General features: G+C 63.5%; 21 protein-coding genes. 10 read left to right on the forward strand and 11 right to left on the reverse strand.

Annotation, left to right across the window (positions count from 1 at the left end):
- Window positions 1–10 precede the first annotated feature (10 nt).
- The gene (locus FO013_RS02130; protein WP_260847921.1) at window positions 11–772 is read right to left on the reverse strand and encodes a response regulator; all 762 of its coding nucleotides are present in this window, start codon (window positions 770–772) and stop codon (window positions 11–13) included.
- A gap of 168 nt (window positions 773–940) precedes the next feature.
- Here FO013_RS02130 and FO013_RS02135 point away from each other — a divergent pair, with 168 nt between their 5' ends.
- The 4 genes from FO013_RS02135 to FO013_RS02150 all read left to right on the forward strand — a co-directional run bounded on the left by FO013_RS02135 (window position 941) and on the right by FO013_RS02150 (window position 6063).
- On the forward strand, window positions 941–1870 hold the full coding sequence (locus FO013_RS02135; RefSeq protein WP_143920906.1) for a hypothetical protein: 930 nt from the start codon (window positions 941–943) through the stop codon (window positions 1868–1870).
- Window positions 1867–3921 carry a sensor histidine kinase gene (locus FO013_RS02140; RefSeq protein WP_143920907.1) on the forward strand — a complete coding sequence of 685 codons (2055 nt, stop codon included), beginning with the start codon at window positions 1867–1869 and terminating at the stop codon, window positions 3919–3921. Before FO013_RS02135 ends, FO013_RS02140 begins: the two co-directional genes overlap by 4 nt.
- Before the next feature lie 106 nt (window positions 3922–4027).
- On the forward strand, window positions 4028–5398 hold the full coding sequence (locus FO013_RS02145) for a sensor histidine kinase (RefSeq protein ID WP_143920908.1): 1371 nt from the start codon (window positions 4028–4030) through the stop codon (window positions 5396–5398).
- Complete coding sequence (locus FO013_RS02150; protein WP_143920909.1) at window positions 5395–6063, forward strand: response regulator; 669 nt, start codon at window positions 5395–5397, stop codon at window positions 6061–6063. Before FO013_RS02145 ends, FO013_RS02150 begins: the two co-directional genes overlap by 4 nt.
- A 110-nt stretch (window positions 6064–6173) precedes the next feature.
- Here FO013_RS02150 and FO013_RS02155 read toward each other — a convergent pair whose 3' ends face one another.
- Together FO013_RS02155 and FO013_RS02160 are read right to left on the reverse strand one after the other, a co-directional pair.
- Window positions 6174–6935, reverse strand: coding sequence for an SDR family NAD(P)-dependent oxidoreductase (locus FO013_RS02155; RefSeq protein ID WP_143920910.1), 762 nt, complete (start codon window positions 6933–6935; stop codon window positions 6174–6176).
- Between the two features lie 166 nt (window positions 6936–7101).
- Window positions 7102–7704 carry an NADPH-dependent FMN reductase gene (locus FO013_RS02160; protein WP_236850534.1) on the reverse strand — a complete coding sequence of 201 codons (603 nt, stop codon included), beginning with the start codon at window positions 7702–7704 and terminating at the stop codon, window positions 7102–7104.
- Between the two features lie 304 nt (window positions 7705–8008).
- Here FO013_RS02160 and FO013_RS02165 point away from each other — a divergent pair, with 304 nt between their 5' ends.
- Complete coding sequence (locus FO013_RS02165; protein ID WP_143920911.1) at window positions 8009–8671, forward strand: TetR/AcrR family transcriptional regulator; 663 nt, start codon at window positions 8009–8011, stop codon at window positions 8669–8671.
- Window positions 8672–8783: 112 nt separating this feature from the next.
- On the opposite strand, the gene FO013_RS02170 is transcribed toward FO013_RS02165, so the two are convergent.
- The 4 genes from FO013_RS02170 to FO013_RS02185 form a co-directional block, all read right to left on the reverse strand.
- Complete coding sequence (locus FO013_RS02170) at window positions 8784–10574, reverse strand: dipeptide ABC transporter ATP-binding protein (RefSeq protein WP_143920912.1); 1791 nt, start codon at window positions 10572–10574, stop codon at window positions 8784–8786.
- Window positions 10574–11611, reverse strand: a complete 1038-nt coding sequence (locus FO013_RS02175; RefSeq protein WP_260847922.1) for an ABC transporter permease — start codon at window positions 11609–11611, stop codon at window positions 10574–10576. Before FO013_RS02175 ends, FO013_RS02170 begins: the two co-directional genes overlap by 1 nt.
- A complete protein-coding gene (locus FO013_RS02180; protein ID WP_143920913.1) occupies window positions 11611–12702 on the reverse strand; it encodes an ABC transporter permease in 1092 nt (363 codons plus the stop codon). The genes FO013_RS02175 and FO013_RS02180 overlap by 1 nt, the downstream gene beginning before the upstream one ends.
- A gap of 226 nt (window positions 12703–12928) precedes the next feature.
- Complete coding sequence (locus FO013_RS02185) at window positions 12929–14560, reverse strand: ABC transporter substrate-binding protein (RefSeq protein ID WP_143920914.1); 1632 nt, start codon at window positions 14558–14560, stop codon at window positions 12929–12931.
- 348 nt (window positions 14561–14908) lie between these two features.
- Here FO013_RS02185 and FO013_RS02190 point away from each other — a divergent pair, with 348 nt between their 5' ends.
- Window positions 14909–16447, forward strand: a complete 1539-nt coding sequence (locus tag FO013_RS02190; RefSeq protein ID WP_143920915.1) for an alanine/glycine:cation symporter family protein — start codon at window positions 14909–14911, stop codon at window positions 16445–16447.
- Between the two features lie 168 nt (window positions 16448–16615).
- On the opposite strand, the gene fbaA is transcribed toward FO013_RS02190, so the two are convergent.
- Both fbaA and FO013_RS02200 read right to left on the reverse strand, forming a co-directional pair.
- Window positions 16616–17638 (reverse strand): class II fructose-bisphosphate aldolase, encoded by a 1023-nt coding sequence (gene fbaA, locus FO013_RS02195; protein ID WP_143920916.1) that lies wholly within the window; start codon window positions 17636–17638, stop codon window positions 16616–16618.
- Window positions 17639–17830: 192 nt separating this feature from the next.
- Complete coding sequence (locus FO013_RS02200) at window positions 17831–19711, reverse strand: BCCT family transporter (RefSeq protein WP_395949249.1); 1881 nt, start codon at window positions 19709–19711, stop codon at window positions 17831–17833.
- Between the two features lie 168 nt (window positions 19712–19879).
- Here FO013_RS02200 and FO013_RS02205 point away from each other — a divergent pair, with 168 nt between their 5' ends.
- Window positions 19880–21199, forward strand: coding sequence for an MFS transporter (locus FO013_RS02205; RefSeq protein ID WP_143920917.1), 1320 nt, complete (start codon window positions 19880–19882; stop codon window positions 21197–21199).
- A gap of 155 nt (window positions 21200–21354) precedes the next feature.
- Here the strand turns inward: FO013_RS02205 and FO013_RS02210 are convergent, their stop codons facing one another.
- Both FO013_RS02210 and FO013_RS02215 read right to left on the reverse strand, forming a co-directional pair.
- A complete protein-coding gene (locus FO013_RS02210) occupies window positions 21355–21843 on the reverse strand; it encodes an SRPBCC family protein (protein ID WP_143920918.1) in 489 nt (162 codons plus the stop codon).
- 51 nt (window positions 21844–21894) lie between these two features.
- Entirely contained in the window at window positions 21895–22236 is a 342-nt protein-coding gene (locus tag FO013_RS02215) for an ArsR/SmtB family transcription factor (protein WP_143920919.1), read from the reverse strand.
- Between the two features lie 87 nt (window positions 22237–22323).
- Here FO013_RS02215 and FO013_RS02220 point away from each other — a divergent pair, with 87 nt between their 5' ends.
- Genes FO013_RS02220 through FO013_RS02230 form a run of 3 tightly spaced genes read left to right on the forward strand, consistent with a single transcriptional unit; the run spans window position 22324 to window position 25750 of the window.
- Entirely contained in the window at window positions 22324–23067 is a 744-nt protein-coding gene (locus tag FO013_RS02220) for a TetR/AcrR family transcriptional regulator (RefSeq protein ID WP_143920920.1), read from the forward strand.
- Entirely contained in the window at window positions 23064–24047 is a 984-nt protein-coding gene (locus FO013_RS02225; RefSeq protein ID WP_143920921.1) for an ABC transporter ATP-binding protein, read from the forward strand. The genes FO013_RS02220 and FO013_RS02225 overlap by 4 nt, the downstream gene beginning before the upstream one ends.
- Window positions 24044–25750, forward strand: coding sequence for an ABC transporter permease (locus FO013_RS02230; protein ID WP_143920922.1), 1707 nt, complete (start codon window positions 24044–24046; stop codon window positions 25748–25750). The genes FO013_RS02225 and FO013_RS02230 overlap by 4 nt, the downstream gene beginning before the upstream one ends.
- Window positions 25751–25810: the final 60 nt, after the last annotated feature.

Below are 25810 nucleotides of genomic sequence, written 5' to 3' on the forward strand. Positions count from 1 at the left end.
GCTGCTGCGCTCAACTGCCGGCGACGACCAGCCCGGATTCGTAGGCGGCGACGACGATCTGGGTGCGATCGCGCAGTCCCAGCTTCGACAGGATTCTGGACACGTGGGTCTTCACCGTCTGCTCGGCCAGGAACAGGTGCGCAGCCACCTCGGCGTTGGCATGGCCCTTGGCCACCAGCGTCATGACGTCGATCTCACGGTCGGTCAGCTGCCCGAGGACGGCAGTGTCCTTGGTGACTCTGGGCCCACTCACGTACTCGGAGATGAGGCGGCGGGTCACGGACGGCGCCAAGAGCGACTGACCGTCGGCGACCACGCGCACAGCGGTGATCATGTCTTCGGCTGTGGCGTCCTTGAGCAGGAACCCGCTCGCTCCCGCGCGCAGTGCCGAGAACACGTACTCATCGGCATCGAAGGTGGTGAGCATGATGATCTTCGGGTGGTCCCCCGGCATCGAGAACACCGCACGGGTGGCATCCAAGCCGTTGAGCTTCGGCATCCTGATGTCCATGAGAATGACGTCGGGCGAGGTTCTGCGCACGAGGTCGACGACCTGCGAACCGTCTTCAGCACTGCCGACGACAGTCATGTCCGGCTGTGCATCGAGAAGGGCTCCGAACCCCTGGCGAACCATGGCCTGGTCATCAACGATGGCGACCCGCGTCGTCTCAGACGAGGGCGGCGGCACCCCGTCGCGCGCAATCGATCCCGGCGCGGGACTCGGCGTTGGGCGCGGTGTCGGACTCGGACCTGACGCTCCTGCTTCTGGCATGCTCTTACGCTACCCGACCCGCACTGTCAGAGCCCCTCGAATACCCGTGAAATCAGGCGGACGACTCCCTGCCTGCGCCGATTTCATCCTCAAGTAGCACTTCCGCGTCGGCACAATCACTCCTTCGTATGATGCGCCCCATGACACCGGGTCCTTAGCGTGCACACCATGATCATCACCGCGATAATCCTCGCCACGCTCGCAGCCTTCTGCTTGGCACTCGGCACGCATTTCCAGCAGTACGCCGTCGCCACCATGGCGCCCGGGCCCAAACGTCGGGCAACCTGGGCCGCCGGCCTGGGGCTGATGGGCATGGTGACCGTCCTCAACGTCGTCGCCCTGGGACTCGGCCCCGTCGCCATCGTCCAACCCATCGGCGCGATCTCCCTCGTCTTCGCCGCGCTCATCAGCCGCCGGTACTTCGGCCTGCAGCTCGGCGCCCCACTGCTCATCAGCATCGGGGTGACGATGTTCTCGATCTTCGCCTTCGTGACCACCTCGGCGCAGTTCTCCCACGAACTCGTCGCCACCGAGGAAGCGGTGACCTGGCTGCTGGCACTCCTCGTCGCCCTCAGCGTCTTCGGCGCGCTCTTCGCACTCAGCCGGGCCGGGCACATCCCACGAGTCATCATGACCGGCATCATCTTCGGCACCGTCGCCGCCGCGACCCACGTCCTCGCCAGGACCGTCGTGACCGAGGGCCTGCCCGATTTCGAAACATCGGGCTCGCGGTGGTGGATGATGCTGGCAGCCGTGGCCCTCGCCTCGGCGGTGGGATTCTGGCTGGTTCAGACCGCCTACGCCTCTGGCCCTCCAGAGACGGTGCTCGCGGGGCTGACCGTCATCGACCCGATCGTGGCGGTGGTCATCGGCGCCGCCTTCTTCGGCGAGTATGCGGGCCTCACCCCCATGGCCATCGGCCTGCTGCTGCTCGCTGCCGGCGGTGGGATCGCCGGGGTCTGGATGCTCTCGCAGTTCCATCCCCGCGTCCTCGAATCGAAGTCGGTCCCCACAGGGCGCATCCCAACAGACGTTCCTGCACCCCTCTCACCAGAGCCGCGAACACCGGCTCACAACAGCCAAGGAATCCGATCATGAACCAGACCCTCGAATCCTCATACACTGATGCGCCTTCGGGGCCGAGCACGTATTCTGAGAACGTGCCCCGTCCCCCAGATACGCCGCCGCAGACCCGGTCATGGTGGTCGCGGATGTGGCACAACCTGGGCCGGGATGCCATCCTCGTCCTCCCGGGATTCTTCATCTCCCTCATAGGGTTCATCGTTCTCATCACGATGTTCTCGGTCTCAATCTCCACCATCGTCATCTGGATCGGCGCCCTGCTCCTGCCCGTGACTCTCTACGTCGCGACCGGGTTCGCGAACCTCTCCCGGGCCCGCGCCCGGCAGTGGGGAGCCCCCATCGCCGAGGTGGTCCGTCGTCCCCGTGGACGCGGAATCAGCGGGTGGTTCGGTGTCATGGCCGAAGGACGACGCTGGCTCGACCTGCTGTTCGAAGCAGTCTTCGCCCTGCCCATCCGGCTCTTCACCTTCTCCGTGGTGATCCCCTGGTTCTTCGGTGCCCTGGGCGGGATGACCTACTTCTTCTGGGGACGCTTCCTCCCCGACGACAACACCGATCTCATCAGCTTCATCGCCGCATGGTGGAACGACACCCCCGTGGTGGCTCTGGGATTCGGCGCCGAGGCGACCTTCCAGTTCATCGCGGGAGTCATCCTCCTCGTCACCTTCCCCTTCGTCCTGCATGCCATGGCCCGGTTGGAGATCGCAGCGATCACGGCAGGGCTGGCGCCCGGCCACGATGAGGTGACCGCGGCGGGAAAAGCACGAGCCGGTGACTTCACGGGCTACGCTCCCGACGGGACCGCCTCGGCGACTTCCTCGGGATCGAGAGCCCCGGGGTTGCCGGCAGCCAACTCGTTTCTGACGCGGGCCGCAGGAGAGGGCTGGTTCTGGCTGATCAGCATCTTCGTCGGCGTGGTGCTCGTGGCCGTCGGATGGCCAGTGACTGCAGCGCTCTATGAATCCTCGACCGTCATTGCGATGCTCGTCGCCCTCGGCCAGAGCGGCGCCCTGGTCCTCGCCGTGCGCAGACCTGTCACCGCAATCATCGTCGGGCTGGTCTCGGCTGCGGCCGGAATCATCCTCACCGCAGACTCCTTCGGTCTGGTGTGGCCGTGGACGGCGACGTCGATCCTCTCACTGCTCTTCCTCCACCTCATCATCGGGCTGCGGCACAGCTGGCTCCACCTCGTCATCCTGTGGTCACTGTCCACGGTCCTCGGCGCGCTGAGCCTGACCATGCCCCATGCGGGAGGGCTGTCGGGGGCGCTGGCGAATGTCATCACGACGGTCTCGCTCACTGCAGGGATCTCGATCGTCGCGGTGATCGGCAATCTGTGGATTCGCGGTCGCACTCAGCTGGCCACGGAGCGACAGCTCAGTGCCGAGGAGCTGGCCAAGCGTCAAGAGCTCGAGGAACGCAACAGGATCGCCCAGGAGCTCCATGACGTCGTCGCTCACAGCATGTCCGTCATCAGCGTCCAGGCCACCACGGCCCGCTACCGACTGCCCGAACTCGATACTCGAAGCGTTGAGGAGTTCGACTCGATCGCCGGCTCCGCTCGACAGGCGCTCAACGAGATGCGCGGTCTGCTGGCGATTCTGCGCGGTGGCCGCGATGCCGATCTGGCTCCGCAGCCGATGATCGATGACATTCCCGACCTCGTCGAGGCCACTCGCGGTTCGGGCGCCGAGGTTGAACTCGAATTCCCTGCGGGACCGATCTCGCTCAACCCGACGACCGGACTGACCGCGTTCCGCCTCGTCCAGGAAGCACTGTCGAATTCCCTGCGCCACGCTCCCGGAGCCCCGATTCGGGTATCCGTTCGCACCGATGAGCGGCAGCTGTGGGTCGGTGTCGTCAACGGGGTTCCGGGTTCGAACCAGCCTGACGAGAGCTTGGGCCTGTCCGACGGGGGCTCGGGCCAGTCCGACGGAGGACACCTCGGCGGAGGATTCGGTCTCAAGGGTATGCGCGAACGGGTCGAGGCACTCGACGGAACGCTGCACGTGGGGCCGACTGCCGAGGGCGGGTTCGAAGTACTCGCTACCTTGCCCGCAGGCTGAAGCCTCGGGGCGGACGGGTGTCGGCGAGGGCCGTCGGCCATCGGAGCGGTTGATCTCATCCTTTCGGGCGACAGCGTCAAGCGAGCGTGAGCGGTAGCCTCAAAGGGTGAGACTTCGACCCGACCGGCGCGCCCTGACCCATGCCCTCCTCTGGACGGGCATCTCGGCGGCCATCGGCGTGTTCGCGCTCATCGTCATCGTCGGAACCGAATGGCCGGATTTCGAGGAGGCGGGTGCCCGCACCGGAGCGCTCGGTGCAGAACTGTTCATCCACATATTCTTCGGCATCATCTCTTTGGCCTGCCTGCCCGTCGTCCTTGCCTTCGACGGACGGACGATCCCCCGCAGATCCCTGCGCCCCAAGGTGATTGCGGCAGAGAAGCTGCGTGATTTCCTCACGAGCACTGGTCGCGGCGGCGTAGAATTCCTCGCCTCGGACGACTCCGTCGAGTCCCTGCAGCGTCGGCCCGGCGGCTGGGTTCCGGTGGCGGTCGGATTCCTCGGCATCGTCACCGGTACGATCGGCGTCCTCGGCGCGTTCGCCGGACTGCTCATCCTCATCACCCTCACGTCCCGACGCAGCTGGTCACTCGACTTCACCTGCCTCGCTGCCGCGATCATCTCCCAGGGTCTGACGTACACGCTCACCCCGACGGCGGTCGGAGCGTTCGAACTTCCGCTGTTCCTCGTCAACGGAACCGTCTACGCAATGATCGTCGTCATCGGCGTCATCCGCGGATCCCGCGAACAGGGGCTCATCGACACCGCCGCGCAGACACTTCTGCGCGAACGCTCGCGCCAGGACCGTGCCGTCGCTGAGGTGCGCCGCGGCATCGCCCGCGACATGCACGACTCGCTCTCGCACCACCTCAGCGTCATCGCCATGTACTCCGGTGCACTGTCTGTCAGGCGAGACCTCGACCCCGAGTCCGTCCACGAGAGCGCCCGACTCATCGCCAGCAGCGCCCGCCGCTCGGGAATCGAGCTGCGAGAGGTCCTGACGATGCTGCGCGGAGACGACCAAGGCACAGTGATCGACCCCGATCTCGACCGCCTCGTCGCCGATCGCCCTGAGTCGGTGACTCTGATCTACTCCGAGCCGCTCACCTCCGAATCACTGCATACCCTGGGCAGCCTCGAACGGATGACGATCTACCGCTTCGTCCAAGAGACCATGACCAATGCTCTCAAACACGCGCTCGGTGAGATGCTCACCATCACCATCGGCGGCGAGGGCGGCGACGCCGTTCGATATATCACGATGACCGCGCACAATCACTACCCGGACAGCCTCCTCGGCGCCCCGGCACACGGCGAACCCCACCGCAAGCAGTACATCGCCGGCTCCGGCCTGGGAATTCTGGGCATCAAGGAGAGGGTGGAGGCGATGGGCGGTGACCTCGAGGTCAGCCACTATCCTGACTTCGAACTGCGAGCTCGCATCCCCGTCCAGAACACGGAAGAGATCAGCGCATGAGCATCAGAGTCATCATCGCCGACGACGAGTCCCTCATGCGCTCGGGTCTGCGCCTGCTCCTCGGCGCGGCCGATGACATCGACATCATCGCCGAGGCTGCCAACGGTGCCGAGGCCATCGAACTTGCCCGAGAGCTGAGTCCAGACCTCATTCTCATGGACATCCGCATGCCCGTCATGGACGGACTCGAGGCCACCCGTGCCCTCATGGCTCAGACTCTTCATCCGGAGGTCCTCATCCTCACGGCCTTCGGCACCGATGAATTCGTGCTTCAGGCACTGCGCTCGGGAGCGGCCGGCTACATCCTCAAGGACACTCCGCCAGAAGATCTCATCCACGCGGTTCGGGCAGCCGCGAACGGCACACGAACCTTGTCACCCAGCGCGGTCGAGTCTCTGCTGGGACGAGACACCACCTCGGCGACAGGGATGGCCGGTGCTTCGAATTGGAACAGTGCCCCGATCGGACCCGATCCCTTGGAGCCCCTGACCACACGGGAACGGGAGATCGCCGAGGCGGTCGCTCAGGGGATGACGAACGCACAGGTGGCGCGGGCGCTGTTCGTCTCCACGGCCACGGTGAAGACCCACCTGGCGCGCATCTTCTACAAACTCGACGTCAGCACCCGCGTGCAATTGGCTCTGCTCGTCAACGAACGGCGCTGAGCGGCGAGGGCCGGACTCCGAAGCACAGAACAGAAACGGGGCCCGGCGTTCACTCGCCGGGCCCCGCTGTGCTGCTGTCGCTCTTCGACGACGCAGCGATTGGGCTCAGATCATTTCGGGGCCATGCGGATGGCGCCGTCGAGGCGAATGGTCTCACCGTTGAGCATCGGGTTGGCGACGATCGATTCGACGAGCTGCGCGTACTCGGCGGGCTTGCCCAGCCGAGACGGATGGGGAATCGACTTCGCCAGAGACTCCTGGGCCTCTTCGGGCAGACCGGCCATCATCGGGGTCTCGAAGATACCCGGCGCGATCGTCACGACACGGATCTGTGATGATGCGAGTTCGCGCGCCATCGGCAGGGTCACCGAAGCGATCGCGCCCTTGGACGCGGAGTAGGCGATCTGTCCGATCTGACCGTCGAAGGCCGCGACCGAGGCGGTGTTGACGATGACGCCGCGTTCCTCACCCACATTCTCCTGCGCCTGCATCGCGGCGGCGGCGAGGCTGCACACGTTGACCGTGCCCACGACGTTGATGCTGAGCACCTTCGAAAGAGCGTCCAAAGCCAGTGGGCCCTTGCGCGAGACGAGCTTGCCTGGAGTCGCGACTCCCGCGCAGTTCACGACCACGCGCAGCTGCCCGAGACCGGTCGCCATGTCGACGGCGGCCTGAACCTGCTCTTCGTTCGTGACGTCGGCGGATACGAAATGGGCGCTGGAGCCCAGTTCCGATGCCACCTGCTGACCCACCTCGGCGTTGAGGTCGACCATGACGACCTGAGCGCCGGCGGCCAGGAGCCGCTCCGTGGTGGCCCGGCCGAGCCCGGAGGCCCCGCCGGTGACGAGTGCGACTGTGTTGTTGAGATCCATGAGTATCCTTCGCATGACTGGCGTGAACGTTTGAGTTGGTTCGACTTTAACGCAAGCCCGTCGGGCCCGGACACGACGAAGCCCGCCGACCATTCGGTGCGGCGGGCTTCGGACGTATCAGCTGCTGGGGAGGGACTGCCTCATCCGCAGAGTGCGCTGATGACGGTCAGGCTGCCTGCTCTTCGGAGGCGGAATCCTCGCGCACGGACTTCAGTGCCTCGCCCCAGGCCACGAGGTCATCGGCCATCGAAGCAAACGGAGTCGCGGAGACCTCGGTCGGGGTGAAGACGCCATCGGCGAAGTCGGTGAAGAGGCTGAAGGAGGCCTGGTCACGGACAACAGCGAGCTTGTAGTTGGCGAGGATGTGGCGCAGGTGCTCGGCGGCACGCACACCCTTGTCGGCGCCGTAGTTCACGATACCGGCGACCTTGTGGTTGAACTCGCTGGCCACGAAATCCAGGGCGTTCTTCAGCGATCCGGAGATCGAGTGGTTGTACTCAGGGGTGACGAAGATGAAGGCATCGAATTCGGCGAGCTTGGCGCCCCACGCCTTGGTGTGGTCATTCTGGTACATGTTCGCGCCGGCCGGGATGACCTCGTCGAGCAGCGGCAGATTGAATTCGCCGAAGTCGACGATCTCGGCGCGCACGTCCTCGCGACCGGCCAGCTGGTCCTTGGCCCAGGCCACGACCTGCGGATTGAGTGCCTGCGGGCGCGAAGTTCCGGGAATGATGGCGATGTTGAGCATGTCCGTCCTCAGTTCATTCATAGGGTGCAATGTCAGGTGATGCTGGTTTCAGGTGATCGGCACCGGCAGTCTTCGTCCGTGCCATCCACACCTGCCCAACATGATTGAACCGTCAATCATTCCCGTTCCACTCTGTGATTGGCGTCACTTCTCACTGTCTGTATGGGGTGACCCCCGCACGTTCCGACCACGGCCAGCGCACACCTCGGCGGCGCGAGATCCGCGAATTCTGGCCGGAAACGGCCAATGTCAGCCCAACGTCATGTATCCTCGGTTGGCAAGTGAAAGATTGTTCGATATCCGACCGTCAAGGAGCATAGGCACCGTGAGATCAACCAACGGCCGCAACAACATCCTCCGCTCGGCTCGGGACACCTTCGCCGCAAAGGGATTCGACGGTGCCTCCATCCGCGATATCGCACAGGCCGCAGGACTGAGCCTGTCCGCACTCTACTATTACTTCCCGTCCAAGCAGGAAGCTCTCTACGAGCTCGTGCACACGGCGTACACCTGGTACAGCGAGCACAGCCGAGCCGCCATCGCCGAGGTGGGCGATGATCCGACCGAGCAGCTGACCGTGGCCGTGCGCTACCTGGCTCGGTACCGGATGGAGAATGTCTCGGTGTCCACAGTGCTGCTGCGCGACACCGAACGGCTGACCGGTGACAATGCCGCTCGCGTGAAAGAACTCCAGCGTGAGGCACGAGTCATCATGGGCGACATCGTCCAAGCCGGCATCGACGCCGGGACGTTCCAGGTCGACAGTGCGCAGCTTGTCACGCGTGCGATCCACTCGATCTGCAATTCGCTCTCACTCTGGTACCAACCCACCGGCGACCTGACTCCCGATGTCATCGAGCGCGATTTCACTCAGTATTCCCTGCGCATCCTCGGCATCGACCCCAGCGCAGAAGAGCTTGACCGGCTCATGGCGCTGCCGATCAGCCAGGCAGGCATGCTCGACTTCATCTCCGACGACCAGGCCTGACCCCGCGACGGCCAGGCCCACGTCGCTATATTCGCCCGAAGGGACTAAACACGCGCGGCGCCGGGCGTGTTTAGTCCCTTCGGGTATTTTTGTCGCTAGTTCGGACCGTCGCTCAGCCGGCCGTGGTGCGCAGGCCGCGGGCGAGTCCCCGGCGTTTGGCCTGCTCGTCCGGGTCGGGCACCGGCAGCGAGGCGATGAGTCGCTTCGTGTAGTCGTTGCTCGGTGACCCGAGCACCTGCTCACCCGTGCCTTCCTCCAGCAGCTCACCGTGGAACAGCACTCCGATGCGGTCGGAGAGCATGTCGACGACAGCCAGATCGTGGCTGATGAACAAGGCGGCGAAATCGAACCTGTTCTGCAGCTCGACGAACAGCTCGAGCACCTTGGCCTGCACCGACACATCCAGGGCAGAGGTCGGCTCATCGGCGACGAGCAACTCCGGATCGAGTGCGAGACCGCGGGCAAGGGAAGCCCTCTGGCGCTGGCCGCCCGAGAGTTCGTGCGGGTACCTGGCACCGTAGGCCTTCGGCAGCCGCACCGAGTCGAGCAGTTCGAGCACGCGCTTCTCACGGTCCCTCGGCGACATGTCCCGCTGGTGGATGGCGAACGGCTCTGCCACGCACTCACCGATCGTCAGGTGCGGGTTGAATGAGGCCGCCGGGTCCTGGAACACGAATCCGATGCGGCGCCTGATCGGAGAGAAGGCGCGTTCCTTGAATCCGACCATCTCGTGCCCGAGCACCTTGAGGCTGCCTCCACTGGCCCTGGTCAGGCCTGCGATGGCACGCCCGATCGTGGTCTTGCCCGATCCTGATTCGCCGACCAGACCGTAGACCTCGCCGGCCTTGATGTCGAAGCTGACCGAGGACACCGCCTGGAAGTCCGACCGTCCGAATCCTCCCGGATAGACGATGTCGAGGTTACGGGCAACGACGATGGATTCGCGTTCATCCCGAGGTTTGCCGGGGTCCGCATCAGCGCCGGCGGAGTCGCCTGCGGAGTCGCCGGCAGATTCGCGGGCGGATTCACCGGCGCGATCCTGCTTCGCCGAGGCGGCAGCGGCCTTGCGGCTGCCGACGACCGTTGACCCCAAGCGAGGAACGGCGCCGAGGAGGTCGCGCGTGTACTGCTCCTTCGGGTCGCTGAAGAGCTGCTTGACCGACGAGACCTCGACGAGGTCTCCGCGATACATCACAGCCACGCGGTCGGCGAGATCGGCGACAACGCCCATGTTGTGGGTGATGAGCACGATCGCGGTTCCCGTCTCATCGCGCAGGTCACGCAGCAGGTCGAGGATCTCGGCCTGAACGGTGACGTCGAGAGCGGTCGTCGGCTCGTCGGCGACGATGAGCTCGGCGCCGAGGGCGAGCGCCATGGCGATGACGATGCGCTGCTTCTGTCCACCGGAGAACTGGTGCGGGTAGTAGTCGAAGCGGTTCTGCGCATCGGGGATCCCGACCTGTTCCATGGCGGTGATGACCTTGGCCTTGAGTTCGGCCTTGCTCGCCCGCCGGTGGTGGGCGCGCAGGCCTTCGGCGATCTGCCATCCCACCGTGTAGACGGGGTTGAGTGCCGTCGAAGGCTCTTGGAACACCATCGACACATCTGTTCCGCGCATCTTGCGCAGCTGTTCCCCGGAGACGCTGAGCACGTCCTCGCCGGAGACGATGACTGCACCCGATCGCTGGGCGGTCTCGGGCAGGAGTCCGAGGATGGATCGTGCGGTCACGGTCTTGCCCGAGCCGGATTCGCCCACGATCGCGAGCACTTCACCCGGAGTCACCGACAGCGACACGTCCTTGACGGCGTGCACATCACCACCGTCGGTGGAGAAGGTGACATTGAGGCTCTCGACGTCGAGGATGGATTTGGCTGTGTTCGTTTCGTTCACGTTCTCACTCATCACTTGGCATCCTTCGTCTTCGCTTTGCGGCGCACCCGCAGACGCGGATCGTTGAGGTCGTTCATCGACTCACCGACGAGGGTGATGCCCAGGACCGTGAGCACGATGGTCAGACCCGGGTAGACCGAAGTCCACCACACACCGCTGGTGACATCGGGCAGTGCCTTGTTGAGGTCATAGCCCCATTCCGACGCCGAGGTGGGTTCGATTCCGAAGCCCAGGAACCCCAGTCCCGCCAAGGTCAGAATCGCCTCGGAGGAGTTGAGGGTGAAGATCAGCGGCAGGGTGCGTGTGGCATTGCGGAAGATGTGCTTCGAGATGATCCTGGTCTTCGAAGCGCCGAGGACGATCGCGGACTCCACGAAGGGTTCTGCTTTGAGTCGCAGAGTCTCGGCGCGGACGACGCGGAAGTACTGCGGGATGAAGACCACGGTGATCGAAAACGCGGCCGCGGCGATGCCGCCCCACGCGCTCGACTGGCCCCCGGAGATCGCAATCGACATGACCAGGGCCAGCAGCAGGGTCGGGAAGGCGTAGACCGCATCGGCGATGACGACGAGGATTCGGTCGAGCCAGCCACCGAGGTAGCCCGAGACAAGCCCCAGGATGACACCGGCGAAGAGCGACATGATCACAGCGACGATGATCACGGCCACCGCGGTCTGGGCTCCCCAGACGACGCGGGAGAACACGTCGTAGCCACCTACTGTGGTGCCCCAGATGTGGGTTCCGCCGGGCGGCAGCTTCGATCCGAAGTTGCCTTCGGCGGTGCCAAGCTGATTGAACCCGTATGGGGCGATGAGCGGGGCGAATACTGCGCAGATGAGGACGATGCCGCACAGGATGAGTCCCGTGATGAGCATTCCTCGCTGCAGACCGACCGATTGGCGCAGATGGGAGACGATCGGCAGGCGGTTGAACCAGGATTTCTTGGCCTTGTCGTCATACGCGATAGCAGGGACACCGGAACCGGGGGCCACCTCGGCGAGGCTCTCATTACTGCCAGGAGCCTGGGATGTGTTGTCTGGAGTGGACATCAGTACCTCACTCGGGGGTCGATGAAGGCGGCGATGACGTCGACGAGGAAGTTGGTCAGCGCCACGATGATGGCGAGGAAGACCACGATTCCCTGAACGGCCACGAAGTCACGGGCGGTGAGGTATTCGGCGAGCTTGAAGCCCAGTCCCTTCCATTCGAACGTCGTCTCCGTGAGCACGGCACCGGCGAGCATCAGTGCGATCTGCATGCCCATGACGGTGATGATCGGGATCAGCGCCGGACGGTAGGCGTGCTTGGTGACCAGCCGGAATTCGGAGATGCCTCGGGAGCGGCCCGAGTCGATGTACTGCTGACCCAGCGTGCCGATGAGGTTCGTGCGCACCAGCCGGAGGAAGACTCCTGCCGTGAGCACACCGAGGGCGATGGCAGGCAGAACCGCGTGGGCGAGCACATCGCCGAGGACTTCGACGTTTCCGATGCGGATCGCATCGATGATGTAGAACCGGGTGGGACCGACCACGCCCGACATGATGTACTCGGTCTCGGTGGTGCCGCGACCGGCGACGGGCAGGATCGGCAGAAAGACGCCGAAGACCAGCTTGAGGATCATGCCGGCGAAGAACACCGGGGTGGCGTAGCCGAGGATCGCAAGGATGCGAAGCGCGGCATCGGGTGCCTTGTCGCGGTGGTAGGCGGCGAGCATCCCGAGCGGGATGCCGATGATGAACGCGACGATGAGGGCATAGAAGACGAGCTCGACGGTCGCGGTTCCGTAGTTGAGGAGGATCGACGAGACCGGCTGTCCATCGGAGATCGCGGTGCCGAAGTCGCCCTTGAGCAGATTGCCCATGTACTCGAGGTACTGGACGAGGATCGGTCGGTCATAGCCGGCGGCGTGGATGCGCTCGGCCAGCTGGTCCGTGGTCAGGCGCCCGCCCATTGATGCGGAGATCGGGTCGCCGGTGATCCTCATCAGGAAGAAGACGAGTGTGGTGAGGATGAAGATGGTGGGAATGATGAGGAGAAATCGGATGAGGACGTAGCGTCCCAGTCCGCCTCCCGAGGGCTTCTTCACCGCGACCGAGGTCTCGGCGGCTTCTGCCCCTGGTTCGCTGATGGCTGCAGTCATGTGTTCCTTCGTTGCTGGCGTCGACGCTCGAAGATCTCGCGTGCCGACGTGGTTCTCGTTCGGTGCCACAGGGTGCGGACACGGCCTGATGCCGGTGCGAACGCACCACGAGGTGCAGGTGGGCCAGACGGCTCACCTGCACCTCGTATCGACGATCAGTTCGTTGATCGTCGGAGCATCGCCGCGCGCGCTCTCACGCCGATGGCGACGCGTGTGGTTCGCGCTCTCACTTGCTCAGCAGTGCCAAACGGAACTGGAACGCAGGGTCGAGGGTGTCATCGACGCCCTTGACGTCCTTGCCGGACACCGCGATCTGGTTGCCCTGAAGGAGCGGCAGGGTCGGCAGCTCTTCAGCGAGCTGACCCTGGATCTTCTTCAGCGCTTCCGCACGCTTGCCCTTGTCGTCGATGGAGGACTGAGCGTTCAGCGCCTTGTTCATCGACTTGTTCCTGTAGTTGTTGTCCAGGAAGCTCGGGGTCTCCTCTGTGTCATAGAAGAACGGCACGAGATAGTTGTCCGCGTCCGAGTAGTCCGGGAACCAACCCAGCTGGTACATCGGGTAGGAGTCGGCGGTGCGGTCCTTGTTGTACTGCACCCATTCGGTCGACTGGAGGTTGACCTTGAACAGCCCCGTCTTGTCCAGCTGGTCCTTGACCAAGGCGTATTCGTCGCCCGATGAGGGACCGTAGTGGTCGGGGTTGTACTGGAGGTTGAGCTTGACCGGGGTCTTGACACCGGCGTCTTTGAGGGCTTTCTTGGCTTTGTCGACGTCGGCGCCTCCCTTCCCGTCTCCGTATTCCGACTTCAGAGGCTCGTCGGCTCCCGGCAGTCCGTCGGGGACGTGGGAGTACAACGGGGTGAAGGTGTCCTTGTAGACCTGCGAGGCGATGGCCTGACGGTCGACGGAATCGGCCATGGCCTGGCGCACTGCCAGCGACTTCTTCTCATCGGCCTCATCGGTCTTCGGGCCGAAGGGCATCGTCTCCATGTTGAACACGATGTAGCGGATCTCGCCACCGGGCCCCTTGTGGACCTTGAGGTCTTCCTTGGTGCCGAGGTCTTCGATGTCGGTGGCCGACAGCGAGCGCCAGGCCACGTCGATCTTGCCCTCTTGGACCTCGAGCTTCATGTTGTTCGCGTCCGAGAAGTACTTCATCTGCACGGTCTCGGTCTTCGCGGGCTCGATGAAGCCTTCATAGTCGGGGTTGGCCTTATAGGTCAGCAGCTCATTGAACTTGAAGCCGTCGATCGTGTACGGACCAGCGAAGGCCTTGCCATCGACGATGGCCTGGTTTTCGGTGATCTTGTCCGGCTCGAACACGTCCTCATCGACAATGGGTCCTGCGGCGCTGGCCAGCACACCCGGCCAGGTCTGGTCGTTCTTGCGCTTGAGGTTGAAGACGACGGTCTGCTCGTCCGGGGTTTCGACCGACTTCAGACCGCCGAGAAGGGACGAAGGCCCGTTCGGATCCTGAATCTTCAGCTGTCGTTCGAAGGAGAACTTCACGTCCGAGGAGGTGAGTTCGTTTCCGTTGGCGTACTTCAGCCCCTCTTTGAGTTTGACCTCGTATTTCGTCGGTTCACTGAAATCAGCTGATTCAGCGATGGAGGGGTTGAGGTCTGCCGTGCCCGGCTTGTAGGCCAAGATGAACGGGTAGACCTGCTGTTCGACGAGCGAGCTTCCGTTGTCATAGGCACCGGCCGGGTCGAGAGCGACAACCTTGTCCGTGGTGCCCACTGTGAGGGAACCACCGCCCTCTTCGCCGTCTCCACCAGTTGTCGAGGTCGAGCATGCCGAGAGTAGCAAAGCGCCGGCAGCGGCGATGGCCACTGCCTTTGCACCAGTTCGACGTTTCATTGTGTTCCTTGTCATCCAAAGTGCTCTCCGTGTCGTCTTTGCTCGGAGAGATCCGCACCACATCTTACGGTTCGCGTCCCAAATAGTGAACTTCACAGTATGATTCCGCCCACTCTGTCACCACATTGAAATGTGCCGATGGCCTCATGGAAATCGGCGTCCGGGCTGATTTTCCGGGCCGTGACCACCGGATTTGCGTCACGAGTCACAATCCGTTTGACTTATGAAGTCGATCACAGAGAAAACTCATGCCCCTTTCCGTGATCGCCCATATAAATGCCTGATCCAGCTCACTGCCGGATCCCGCCCAATGGTCAATCCCGTCTTTTGCCTCCTGATTGGAGAAGCATGTCTGCAGTCCTCGAATGGCTCAACAACATCATCTGGTCGTCTGCCCTCGTCTACCTGTGCCTCGGCGCCGGTGTCTACTTTACGATCCGTTCCCGCGCCGTCCAGATCCGACAGATCAAAGCCATCTTCACCCAGATGTTCCGTGGCAAGAGCTCCGATGAAGGCGTCTCCTCGTTCCAGGCGCTGGCGATATCGCTGGCCGGTCGAGTAGGCGTCGGCAACATCGCCGGCGTCGCCACAGCCATCGGCTTCGGCGGGCCCGGTGCCATCGTGTGGATGTGGATCTCCGCGCTGCTGGGCGCGTCGACCTCCTATGTCGAATCAACGCTTGGCCAGGTGTTCAAGGAGCAGGACCCCAAGACCGGCGAATACCGCGGTGGCCCGGCCTACTACATCGAGAAGGCCTACCGCCATACCAAGGCCAAAGGACTGTTCAAGGTCTACGGCATGGTCTTCGCAGCAGTGACGGTCATGGCCATGAGCTTCATGCTCCCCGGCATCCAGTCCAACGCGATCTCCGGTGCCGTCGAGAACGCCTGGGGCACTCCGACCTGGGTGACTGCGATCATCCTCGCCGTGATCATGGGCTTCATCGTCATCGGCGGAGTCAAGCGCATCGCGCACTTCGCCTCTTTGGCAGTGCCCTTTATGGCCGTCATCTACATCATCGCCGCGATCGCAGTGACCCTGATCAACGCCGACCAGATCATTCCGGTCTTCGAGCTCGTGTTCAAGTCCGCCTTCGGCATCGACGCCGGACCAGAAGCCGCCTTCGGCGGAATCATCGGCATGGCCGTCCAGTGGGGCGTCCAGCGCGGAATCTACTCGAACGAAGCCGGCCAGGGCACCGGACCTCACGCTGCTGCCGCCGCCGAGGTCTCACACCCGTCGAAGCAGGGCCTCGTCCAGGCAGGATCGGTCTACATCGACACCCTGTTCGTGTGCTCCGCAACCGCGTTCATGATCCTCTCCACCGGCATGTACAAGGTCTTCGGTGACGATGGTGAGACCATCATCGGAACGGGCCGCGGTCAGATGGTCGAGTCAATCGCTGCGACTCCGGGCGAGAAGTGGCCGCAGGCCGGTCTCGATACGATGATCTCCGGCCTCGGTGCCGGCTTCATCGCGATCTCGATCTTCCTCTTCGCCCTGACGACGATCGTCGCCTACTACTACATGGCCGAGACCAACCTGGTCTACCTGCTGGGCCGACTCAAGAACCCCCTGGCACTGACCATCGGCAAGCGCGCCCTGCAGGTGCTCATCCTCATCGCCGTCGCCGTCGGCGCGATGTCGGCCTCCGGCAGCGCTTGGGCCCTGGGCGATATCGGCGTTGGCCTCATGGCCTGGCTCAACATCATCGCGATCCTCATCCTGCAGGGTCCGGCCTTCAAGCTCCTCCGGGACTTCGAACGTCAGAGGAAGCAGGGCCTGGATCCGGTCTTCGATCCCAAGGCGCTCGACATCCGGAATGCCGATTTCTGGGACAAGCGCATGGCCAAGGTGAAGTCGGGAGAAGCAGTCTCGGAGGGCTGATCACACGCCGTCGGTGCCGATCGCAGGTCGGCACCGACACCACAATTGAATACACAGCGATGAATGCTCGCGAGGTCCGGGACAATGGAGTCCCGGACCTCGCGTCTTACTGCTATTGCTGTGTCTCTACAAGCTGCTGTGCTGCTCCGCAGCTTCGACGTGTACTGCTTACTTCAGGCTGGTGCCGGCGGAGCCGAGGTTCTGGCAGGCTTCGACGATGCGATCGGCCATGCCGGCCTCTGCTGCCTTACCGTAGGCGCGCGGGTCGTAGATCTTCTTGTTTCCGACCTCACCGTCGATCTTGAGCACTCCGTCGTAGTTGCGGAACATGTGCTCGACGACTGGGCGGGTGAAAGCGTACTGAGTGTCCGTGTCGATGTTCATCTTCACGACACCGTGACGTACTGCCTCTGCGATCTCCTCTGCGCTCGAACCCGAGCCGCCGTGGAAGACGAGATCGAAGGGCTTGTCCTTGCCGACCTGCGCGCCGACGTCGGTCTGGATCTCACCGAGCAGCTCGGGACGCAGCTTCACATTGCCCGGCTTGTAGACTCCGTGAACGTTTCCGAAGGTCAGCGCCGTGAGGTAGCGGCCCTTCTCGCCGGATCCCAGGGCCTTGACCGTGGCCAGACCATCGGCGACCGAGGTGTAGAGCTTCTCGTTGATCTCGTTCTCAACGCCGTCCTCCTCGCCGCCGACGACGCCGACCTCGATCTCAAGGATCGAGTGAGCTGCCGCCGAGAGCTCGAGCAGCTCCTCGGCGAGGACCAGGTTCTCATCGAGGGGAACGGCCGAGCCGTCCCACATGTGCGACTGGAAGTAGGGCTCGCCGCCGTTCTTCACGCGTTCGGTCGACAGAGCCAGCAGCGGCTTGACCCATTCTTCGACCTCCTTCTTCGGTGCGTGGTCGGTGTGCAGTGCGATGTTGACGTCGTAGCTTTTGGCCACCTCGGCGGCGAAGACGGAGAACGCGATGGCACCGCGGACGCGGTCCTTGATCGTCGGGCCGGAGATGTACTCGGCACCGCCGGTCGAGATCTGGACGATGCCGTCGGAGCCGGCCTCAGCGAACCCGCGGATGGCCGCGTTGATCGTCTGGGAGGAGGTGCAGTTGATCGCGGGATAGGCGAAGCCCTCCGACTTCGCCCGGTTGATCATCTCGGAATACACTTCGGGGCTTGCAATGGGCATAGGGGCTCCTTAATCGGTGGATTCGATGCGCTTTCGGTTGCCCCCAGACTACTCGGTCTCCGGCGGGCGACAGAAGCACTCCCCGCCGTGCACACCAAATTCTCGTCGATGGCCTGTGCACCGACGGAGGCGACCCGGGTTTCACCCCAAGTCGCCTCCGTCGTTTCGGCAGTGCCGTCTGTGGCCGGCTGCCTAGTGAACGCCTTTGGACCTCCGGCCCTCCTTGGGCGTCCTGCCCAGGACACCCTTGGTCCGCGACAAGCGGTAGTCGATGCGGGCATCGACCTTATCGCCGAGGTACTCGTCGAAGTCATCGGCGATGTGTTCACCGACCTCGTGGTAACGCTGTCCGGTCTCGATCTCTCGGGTTCGAGCGGCTTCGAGCTGGAATGCCCGCACCGTGGAAACCGCGATCAGTATCAGAATGATGCTGAACGGCAGTGCCGTCGCCAGTGAGGCCGCCTGCAGTGCGCCCAGCCCGCCTGCCAGGAGCAGACCGATCGCCAGCGCTCCTTCAAGTCCGGCCCACAGAACACGCGACCACACTGGGGGATTCGGATGTCCGCCCGAGGCGAGCATGTCGACGACCAGCGAACCGGAATCCGATGAGGTGATGAAGAAGATCGCCACCAGAATGATGGCCACTGCAGAGAGCACACCGCCCATGGGAAGAGAGCCGAGCACGTCGAAGAGCACCTTCTCAGCTACGACGCCGTCTTCCGGATCGACGAGTCCGCCGTCACCGAAGAGCTCCTGGTAGATTCCCGTACCGCCGAGTGCGGCGAACCAGATGAACCCGACGACAGTGGGCACGAGGAGAACACCGGCGATGAACTCGCGCACGGTCCGTCCACGCGAAATGCGTGCGATGAACACGCCGACGAAAGGCGCCCAGGAGATCCACCAGCCCCAGTAGAAGATGGTCCAGCTCGAGGCCCATGTCGCTCCCTCTTCGCCGGTGTAGGCACCGACGTCGAAGGTCATGTTGAAGAAGTTCGCGAGATAGACGCCGAGGGATTCGATGAGGTTCTGGAACAGGAACAGGGTGGGTCCGAGCAGCAGCACGGCGATGAGAAGCAGCCCCGCCATCGACAGGTTGATGTTCGAGAGCCATTTGATTCCTGCACCGACGCCCGAGATGACGGACAGTGTCGCCAGGAAGGTGATGATGACGATGAGGATGACGAGGAACATATTGTCGAAGTCATCAACAAGGCCGATCTCCTGGAGACCGGACGAGATCTGCTGAACTCCCAAGCCGAGAGAGGTCGCAATGCCGAACACGGTGCCGAAGATGGCGAGGATGTCGATGACATCGCCCATCCATCCCTTGACGCGGTGTCCCAGCAGTGGCTCCAGCGCCCACCGGATCGAGACCGGGCGACCACGACGGTGGATCGCATAGGCCAGCGCCAGACCGATCACGGCATAGATCGCCCAGGGGTGCAGACCCCAGTGCACGAAGGTCTGCGCCATCGCCAGCTTGGAGATATCAGCTTCGCTGCCCGACCAGCCCGGCTTGGGGTCAGAGGTGGCGTAGGACAGCGGCTCGCCGACACCGTAGAAGACCAGGCCGATGCCCATGCCGGCGGCGAAGAGCATCGCGAACCAGGAGAAGACACCGAATTCGGGCTTCTCTCCGTCTCGACCGAGCGTGATCTTTCCGAACTTCGAGAATCCGAGTGCGATGGAGAAGATGACGAAGGCACCGATGACGAGCATGTAGTACCAACCGAGGTCAGCAACGATCCAGTCGTTGATGCTCGTGAGGACCTTGTTGGTGCCATCGGGCAGGACGATCGCCAGCAGTGCGACCGCCAGAATGGTGATCAGGGAGGGCCAGAAGACGGCTGGGGCGATCATCCCCTTGCCGATGCGCACACCTTGAGCACGCAGTTTGGCGGTGATCGCGTCATCGTCATCGCTCTCGGAGATCGATACATTCCGGGGCAAATGCAGTCTGATCGGATCTGGCCCCTCGACCAACATATGCGGGTGGTCACGATCGCTTGTCGGCGCCGGGGCGGACGTTTCTTCCGCCCCAACGTTCTCCTTCTCGTCGGATGTATCCATGAGGCCTTTCGGATTGAGTGGACGTGAACGTCAATCCACTCTGCCGCACCACACCATTGCTATCAAGCTATTCCCAGAAAACTGTCCGAAAAGTCCGCATATTCACAGCTCAACGGTTGGCCCCGGTCACCGACAGCTGCGCCGACAATGATTGCGTACAGTTCAACCATGGAGACACAAGCGAGCACCCGTGGGAGTCCCCGGTTCAGAATTCTCAGCTGGGCACTCTGGGATTGGGGATCGGCCTCCTTCAACGCCGTCATCATCACCTTCGTCTTCGCCCCCTATCTGACGAAGAGTGTGGCAGCGACCGAAGAGGCCGGGTCTTCGGCCCTGGGCTGGTCGACGGCAGCGGCCGGGCTGATCATCGCTCTCGTGGCTCCGGCCGCGGGCACCCGAGCCGATGCCGGCGGGCGGCACAAGCTGTGGCTGGGAGTCCACACCGGAATAGTCATCCTCACGATGTTCGGGCTCTTCTTCGTCCGCGACTCCCCCGACTACCTGTGGCTGGGCCTCCTCCTCATCGCCATGGGCAGCGTGTTCTTTGAATTCGCCGAGGTCTCCTACAACGGCATCATGGTCCGCATCACCCAGCCTGACAATGTCGGGAAGGTCTCCGGCTTCGGCTGGGGCATGGGCTACGCCGGCGGCCTCGTGCTCCTCGTCATCCTTCTCGTCCTCGTGATCCAGCCCGAAGTGGGGCTCTTCGGTGCCGGTGATGAGGACGGCTTGAGATTCCGAGTCGTCGCAGCCCTCTCTGCGGTCTGGTTCGCGATCTTCGCCCTGCCTGTGATGTTCACCGCGCCGAGCGCCAAGGTCGCGAGCCCATCGTCGAGACACCCGATCAAGGCGTTCATCGCCGACTACGGCGCGCTGGTCCGACGCCTCGTTCGGATGTGGAAGGAAGAGCACCAGACGCTGCGGTTCTTCATCGCCTCGGCTGTGTTCCGCGACGGGCTGGCCGCGATCTTCGCGTTCGCCGGTGTCCTCGCAGCGGGCAGCTACGGCTTCTCCCCCTCGGAGATCATCATTCTGGGCGTGGCCGCCAACGTCGCGGCCGGCACGGGTGCCATGATCGCCGGCTACTTCGATGACCGCCTCGGACCGAAGCCCGTCATCATCACCGGGCTCATCATCATCCTCGTCGGCGGCTTGCCGATCCTCTTCAGCGATACCGCAGCCGTGTTCTGGGTCTGCGCGCTCGTCCTCAGCTTCTGCGTCGGACCTGTGCAGGCCTCGAGCAGGTCCTTCCTGGCCAGGATTACCCCACCCGAACGGGCCGGAGAGAACTTCGGGCTCTACGCCACGACCGGTCGCGCCGTGAGCTTCCTAGGCCCGGCCATGTTCGCGGTCTCGATCTCCATCTTCGGATTCCAGCGGGCCGGGACTCTGGGCATCCTCCTCGTGCTCTTCATCGGACTGCTCCTCATCATCCCGGTCAGGCCCGATGCCCCGCGCCGCTCGATGCAGGCACAGGTCGGGGTGTGAAGCCTCGGGGTGTGAAGCGTCGGGGTGTGAAGCGTCGAGGTGTGAAGCCTCGGAGCACTCCTTCATAGGGACAACGGTTGGTATGTTCTCTTCGATCTGAGCACGATGATCGAAGAGAACATACCAACCGTTTACGCATCCCGCACCTGCCTGCTTCAGCCTTTGGCCAGCAGCTCGTCGATCTGGTTGATCGCTCCGGTCGAGCCTTCGACGACGCCCATGTCGAGTACGGTCTTCAGACCCTCAAGGGAGTCGAAGGCTGATTCGTAGGTGACGCGAGTTCCGCCCTCGATCGCTTCGAAGGTGTAGGTGTTGGTGCTGCCCGGCATCGATTCGACTGCGTTGAAGTCTTCGTCCGCGAAGTAGTCGCGAAAGACGAAGCGTGCGGGCTCCTCCACCGAGGATACTTCCCAGAGACCACAGAACTTCTCACCCTCTGGGCTGGTCATGTAGTAGGTGACCCTGCCGCCAGGGGTCAGCGAGTGGTCGACGACCGTGGCCGGATAGGTGGGTGGCCCCCAGACTCGCTCCAACTGGCGCGGGTCGGCGTAAACCTCCCAGACTCGCTCCGGCGTCGCCGCGAATTCAGCGACCATCGACAGGGTCAGCGTCTCCTCATCATGGGTGGTTTCTAGAAGTGGCATAGCTTCTCCTCGAATGTCTCATCTCCCGCCAGTTGACGGGATCGGATCACTTCAGCGACCGGCAGCCTCGTCGTCGGCAAGCAGGTCATCGATGCGCGCGACTCTCGCACGCCACATGTCCTCGAGCTCGTTCAGCAGCGACGCCACGGTGCGGATCCCGCTCATCTCGACTCGAGCGATCTGCGCCCTGCCGACTCGCCGCTTCGACACGAGTCCCGCGCGCTCGAGCACAGCCACGTGCTTCTGCACCCCCGCGAAGCTCATCTCATAGGAATCAGCGAGATCGGACACTGAAAGCTCTTCATCCATGACTCGCCGCATGATGTCCCGACGCGTCCGATCGGCCAATGCCTGGAACATCGCATCCACCTGATCGTCCAGAAGTGCCTCCATGCATCAATAATACAACCATATGGTTGTACGTCAAGAATTACTTCCCAGCTATTGACTCGTCGATTGAACACGCGTTTAATATTAAACATGCGTTCAACCCACGATGATTCGAGCTCGAAGCCCAATCGCTCCCCTCATATCTCTCCGGAGACGGCAGAGCGGATCCTCGGCGCCGCCGTCAAAGAGTTCGCCGAGCACGGATTCACGAAGACGACGATCCGCGGCATCGCCTCGTCGGCGGGAGTCTCCCCGGGACTCGTCATCCATCATTTCGGTTCGAAGGAAGGTCTGCGCACGGCCTGCGATGACCACGTCTTCTCCGCGATAGCCGAGGCGAAAGCGAAGAATGCCGAATACGCCGTCCACGCCATGCAGATGATCTTCGACGACCCGGACATGAGCACGAAGATCGACTACCTCATGAAGTCCCTGCTCGATCCCAGCGAGCACGGCCAGCGCTACTTCGAGCACTATGTCGACCTGGTCGAGGACTACATCTCCCACGGCTTCGCAGGGTACGCCTTCCGCCAGAGCGACGACCCGCGTGGCCAGGCGGCGACGATCGCGACCCTCGCGCTCTCCCCGTCAATACTCGCTCAGCGGCTGCAGACTTCCCTGGGCACGAACAGTACGGCTGAGACGATGACTCGCCTCGCGCCGCATCTCCTCGACCTCTATCTCAACGGCATCCTCTCAGCGACGCCCGAGGGTCAGCCCGATCCGTCGCAACCCGATCGTGCAGACACCGGACCTGTTTCCGACGTTGCCCGGCCTGATCGTGCAGACACAGATTCCGACCCCACCGACCCATTGGGAGGCGATCAATCATGACCACCACGACGAGTACCCCGAAACCCACCTCGGCGACCGCCGGCCACGACACCGCAGCCATCTCCATGCAGGATGTCGTCAAGAGCTACGGACACGTACGCGCGCTCGACGGGCTGACGCTGGACGTCGCCCGCGGAGAGGTCCATGGCTTCCTGGGCCCGAACGGCGCCGGAAAGTCCACGACCATCCGGATTCTGCTCGGAATCCTCAAACATGATTCGGGGCGCATCAGGCTCCTCGGGGAGGATCCGTGGGCGAAGGCGGTGTCGCTGCACCGCAGACTCGCCTATGTCCCCGGTGACGTCGAACTCTGGCCGAGCCTGACCGGCGGTGAGGCGATCGACCTGTTCGCCCGCCTGCGCGGCGGGGTCGACATCCGCAGACGCAACGAACTCATCGAGCGCTTCGACCTCGACCCACGCAAGAAGGGCCGGACGTATTCGAAGGGAAACAGGCAGAAGGTCGCACTGATCTCCGCGCTGGCCTCACATGTCGACGTTCTGCTCCTCGATGAACCGACGGCTGGCCTCGACCCACTCATGGAGGCCGTATTCCAACAGTGCATCAGAGAAGCCAAGGAGGAGGGCCGTACGGTACTGCTCTCGAGCCACATCCTGGCTCAGGTGGAGGCGCTGGCCGATCGGGTATCGATCATCAGGTCAGGACGGATCGTCGAATCCGGTGCCCTGGCCGACCTGCGCCACCTGTCGCGGACAACTGTCACCGTGCAGGTGGAGACGGACATTCCGCAGCTGGTCACCATGCTCGGAGTCCACGATCTGGTCCGGGAGGGTGCGCAGCTGCACTTCAGCGCCGACACCGCCGAACTCCCTGCCATCATGCGCGCCCTCGGCGAGCACGACATAAGGTCGCTGACAGCCACTCCCCCGACCCTCGAACAGCTGCTCCTGCGCCACTACGGCGATTCCACCGAGAGCAGCGAACCCGCTGACGGAATCCTCGCAAGGGAGGAACCATGACTCTGCTGACGAGCGCCGACGGCGCCACCGGCCACACAGGCGAGCCGCCCCATCGCACCCATCACGGACGACACAGCGAGGATCGTGTCGGTTCACAGGTGACAGGACTGCGGACTCTGCTGCGACTCATGATCAGACGGGACCGATGGCGAGCGCCCATCTGGATCCTCAGCCTCGCCGCCCTCACCGCCTATTTCGCGAACGCGATCGCCGTGGTCATGGATGGCGACACTCTCGCATCGATGGTGGTATTCGCGAAGAATCCCGTCATGGGCCTCATCACCGACCCGGGCTATGGGATGGATGACATCACGATCCCGCGCTTCATCGTGGGCATGTACGGGGTCTTCCTCATGCTCGGTGCCGCGCTGATGTCGATCACGACCATGACCCGCCACACTCGTGCCGAGGAGCAGACCGGTCGGGCGGAGCTGATCCGTGCGAATGTCACCGGCCGCCACACGCAGCTCCTGGCAGCACTCGCTCTCACCCTGATCATGAACCTCCTGGCAGGGGCCCTCATGTCCCTGACGTTCTTCTTCTCCGAGGCGAAGCCCGAGCCGTTCTCCTCCGCGCTCCTCTTCGGTGTCAGCATCGCCGCAGCAGGGTGCGTGTTCGCTGCGATCTCTGCAGTCACCGTGCAGCTGACCTCATTCGCCCGCGCAGCCTCGGGGATCGCCGGGGCGGTGCTGGCCGCGAGCTTCGTCGTCCGCGGACTCGGAGATATGTCGGCAGTCGCCGGCGGCGATCTCAAGTGGCTGTCCTGGCTCTCACCCTTGGGGTGGTCGCAACAGACGGCTCCGTACACCCTCGACCGGTGGGCTCCGCTTCTGCTGTCGCTGGCAGCCGTGACCGTCCTCGTTCCCGTGAGCCTGTTCCTGCAGTCCCGCCGTGATCTGTCGGCCGGTATCTTCGCCGATCGCCTCGGTCGTGCTCACGCTTCGTCTGGACTGTCGACGAGCATCGGGCTGGCGCTGCGCCTGCAGCGGTCGAGTCTGCTCTGGTGGTCAATCGGAGTCTTCACCATGGCTGTCGTCTTCGGCTCCTTCACCGGAGCCATGAAAGAGGGGGCAGCGGGAATGCCGCAGGAGATCCTCGATCTCATGGGCGGTTCGCGCGGGATCGTCGACGGCTACATCGGCTACATGGCCCTCTACTTCGCCATGATCGTCTCCGCCTATGCGATCATCGCCGCTTCGGGTCTGCGGGCCGAGGAATCGGGTTTCCGCACGGAACCGGTTCTCGCCACTGCTGTGGGGCGTGGCCGGTGGGTCCTGTCATGGACGCTCGTGACGCTGCTCGGCTCGCTCTGGCTCATGGTTCTGGCGGGTGCGGGCGAAGGACTGGGCGCGGCCACATCGACCGGTGACTGGTCGCTGCTGGGACCGGCAGTCCTCGGTCACCTCGCACAGACTCCCTCGATATGGGTCCTGCTCGGGCTGGCCCTCGCGCTCTACGGTTTCGCTCCGAGGCTGCAGGGATTGGTCTGGCTCGTCTTCGTCTACGGCGCAGGTATGGCCCTGTTCGGGCAGATGATGCGTCTCGACGAGGCCGTCCTCAACACCTCCGTCTTCGTCCATATCGGCCAGTACCCGGCCCAGGATCTGGCCGCCGAGGCGGTCGTGGCCCTGACCGCGGCAACCGTGGTTCTCGTCGGGTTGGGGGTGCTCGGGTTCCGGAGGCGGGACCTCATGACGGCGTGACGACCGGGCCGAAGGGCAGAGACGAGCCCAAGCGAGATGAATTCGTCACCTTCAGATGAC

This window comes from Brevibacterium aurantiacum, from assembly GCF_007558825.1.
Classification (GTDB): Bacteria; Actinomycetota; Actinomycetes; order Actinomycetales; family Brevibacteriaceae; genus Brevibacterium; species Brevibacterium aurantiacum_A.

Bases quoted from the DNA above. Each gene is read 5' to 3' on its own strand.
- FO013_RS02230 (WP_143920922.1), top strand. From the start codon at position 24,044: ATGACTCTGCTGACGAGCGCCGACGGCGCCACCGGCCACACAGGCGAG.
- FO013_RS02200 (WP_395949249.1), bottom strand. From the start codon at position 19,711: ATGGATACATCCGACGAGAAGGAGAACGTTGGGGCGGAAGAAACGTCC.
- FO013_RS02155 (WP_143920910.1), bottom strand. From the start codon at position 6,935: ATGGATCTCAACAACACAGTCGCACTCGTCACCGGCGGGGCCTCCGGG.
- FO013_RS02210 (WP_143920918.1), bottom strand. From the start codon at position 21,843: ATGCCACTTCTAGAAACCACCCATGATGAGGAGACGCTGACCCTGTCG.
- FO013_RS02215 (WP_143920919.1), bottom strand. From the start codon at position 22,236: ATGGAGGCACTTCTGGACGATCAGGTGGATGCGATGTTCCAGGCATTG.
- FO013_RS02205 (WP_143920917.1), top strand. From the start codon at position 19,880: ATGGAGACACAAGCGAGCACCCGTGGGAGTCCCCGGTTCAGAATTCTC.
- FO013_RS02180 (WP_143920913.1), bottom strand. From the start codon at position 12,702: ATGACTGCAGCCATCAGCGAACCAGGGGCAGAAGCCGCCGAGACCTCG.
- FO013_RS02140 (WP_143920907.1), top strand. From the start codon at position 1,867: ATGAACCAGACCCTCGAATCCTCATACACTGATGCGCCTTCGGGGCCG.
- FO013_RS02220 (WP_143920920.1), top strand. From the start codon at position 22,324: ATGCGTTCAACCCACGATGATTCGAGCTCGAAGCCCAATCGCTCCCCT.
- FO013_RS02185 (WP_143920914.1), bottom strand. From the start codon at position 14,560: ATGAAACGTCGAACTGGTGCAAAGGCAGTGGCCATCGCCGCTGCCGGC.
- FO013_RS02130 (WP_260847921.1), bottom strand. From the start codon at position 772: ATGCCAGAAGCAGGAGCGTCAGGTCCGAGTCCGACACCGCGCCCAACG.
- FO013_RS02225 (WP_143920921.1), top strand. From the start codon at position 23,064: ATGACCACCACGACGAGTACCCCGAAACCCACCTCGGCGACCGCCGGC.
- FO013_RS02150 (WP_143920909.1), top strand. From the start codon at position 5,395: ATGAGCATCAGAGTCATCATCGCCGACGACGAGTCCCTCATGCGCTCG.
- FO013_RS02135 (WP_143920906.1), top strand. From the start codon at position 941: ATGATCATCACCGCGATAATCCTCGCCACGCTCGCAGCCTTCTGCTTG.
- FO013_RS02190 (WP_143920915.1), top strand. From the start codon at position 14,909: ATGTCTGCAGTCCTCGAATGGCTCAACAACATCATCTGGTCGTCTGCC.
- FO013_RS02160 (WP_236850534.1), bottom strand. From the start codon at position 7,704: ATGAATGAACTGAGGACGGACATGCTCAACATCGCCATCATTCCCGGA.
- FO013_RS02170 (WP_143920912.1), bottom strand. From the start codon at position 10,574: ATGAGTGAGAACGTGAACGAAACGAACACAGCCAAATCCATCCTCGAC.
- fbaA (WP_143920916.1), bottom strand. From the start codon at position 17,638: ATGCCCATTGCAAGCCCCGAAGTGTATTCCGAGATGATCAACCGGGCG.
- FO013_RS02175 (WP_260847922.1), bottom strand. From the start codon at position 11,611: ATGTCCACTCCAGACAACACATCCCAGGCTCCTGGCAGTAATGAGAGC.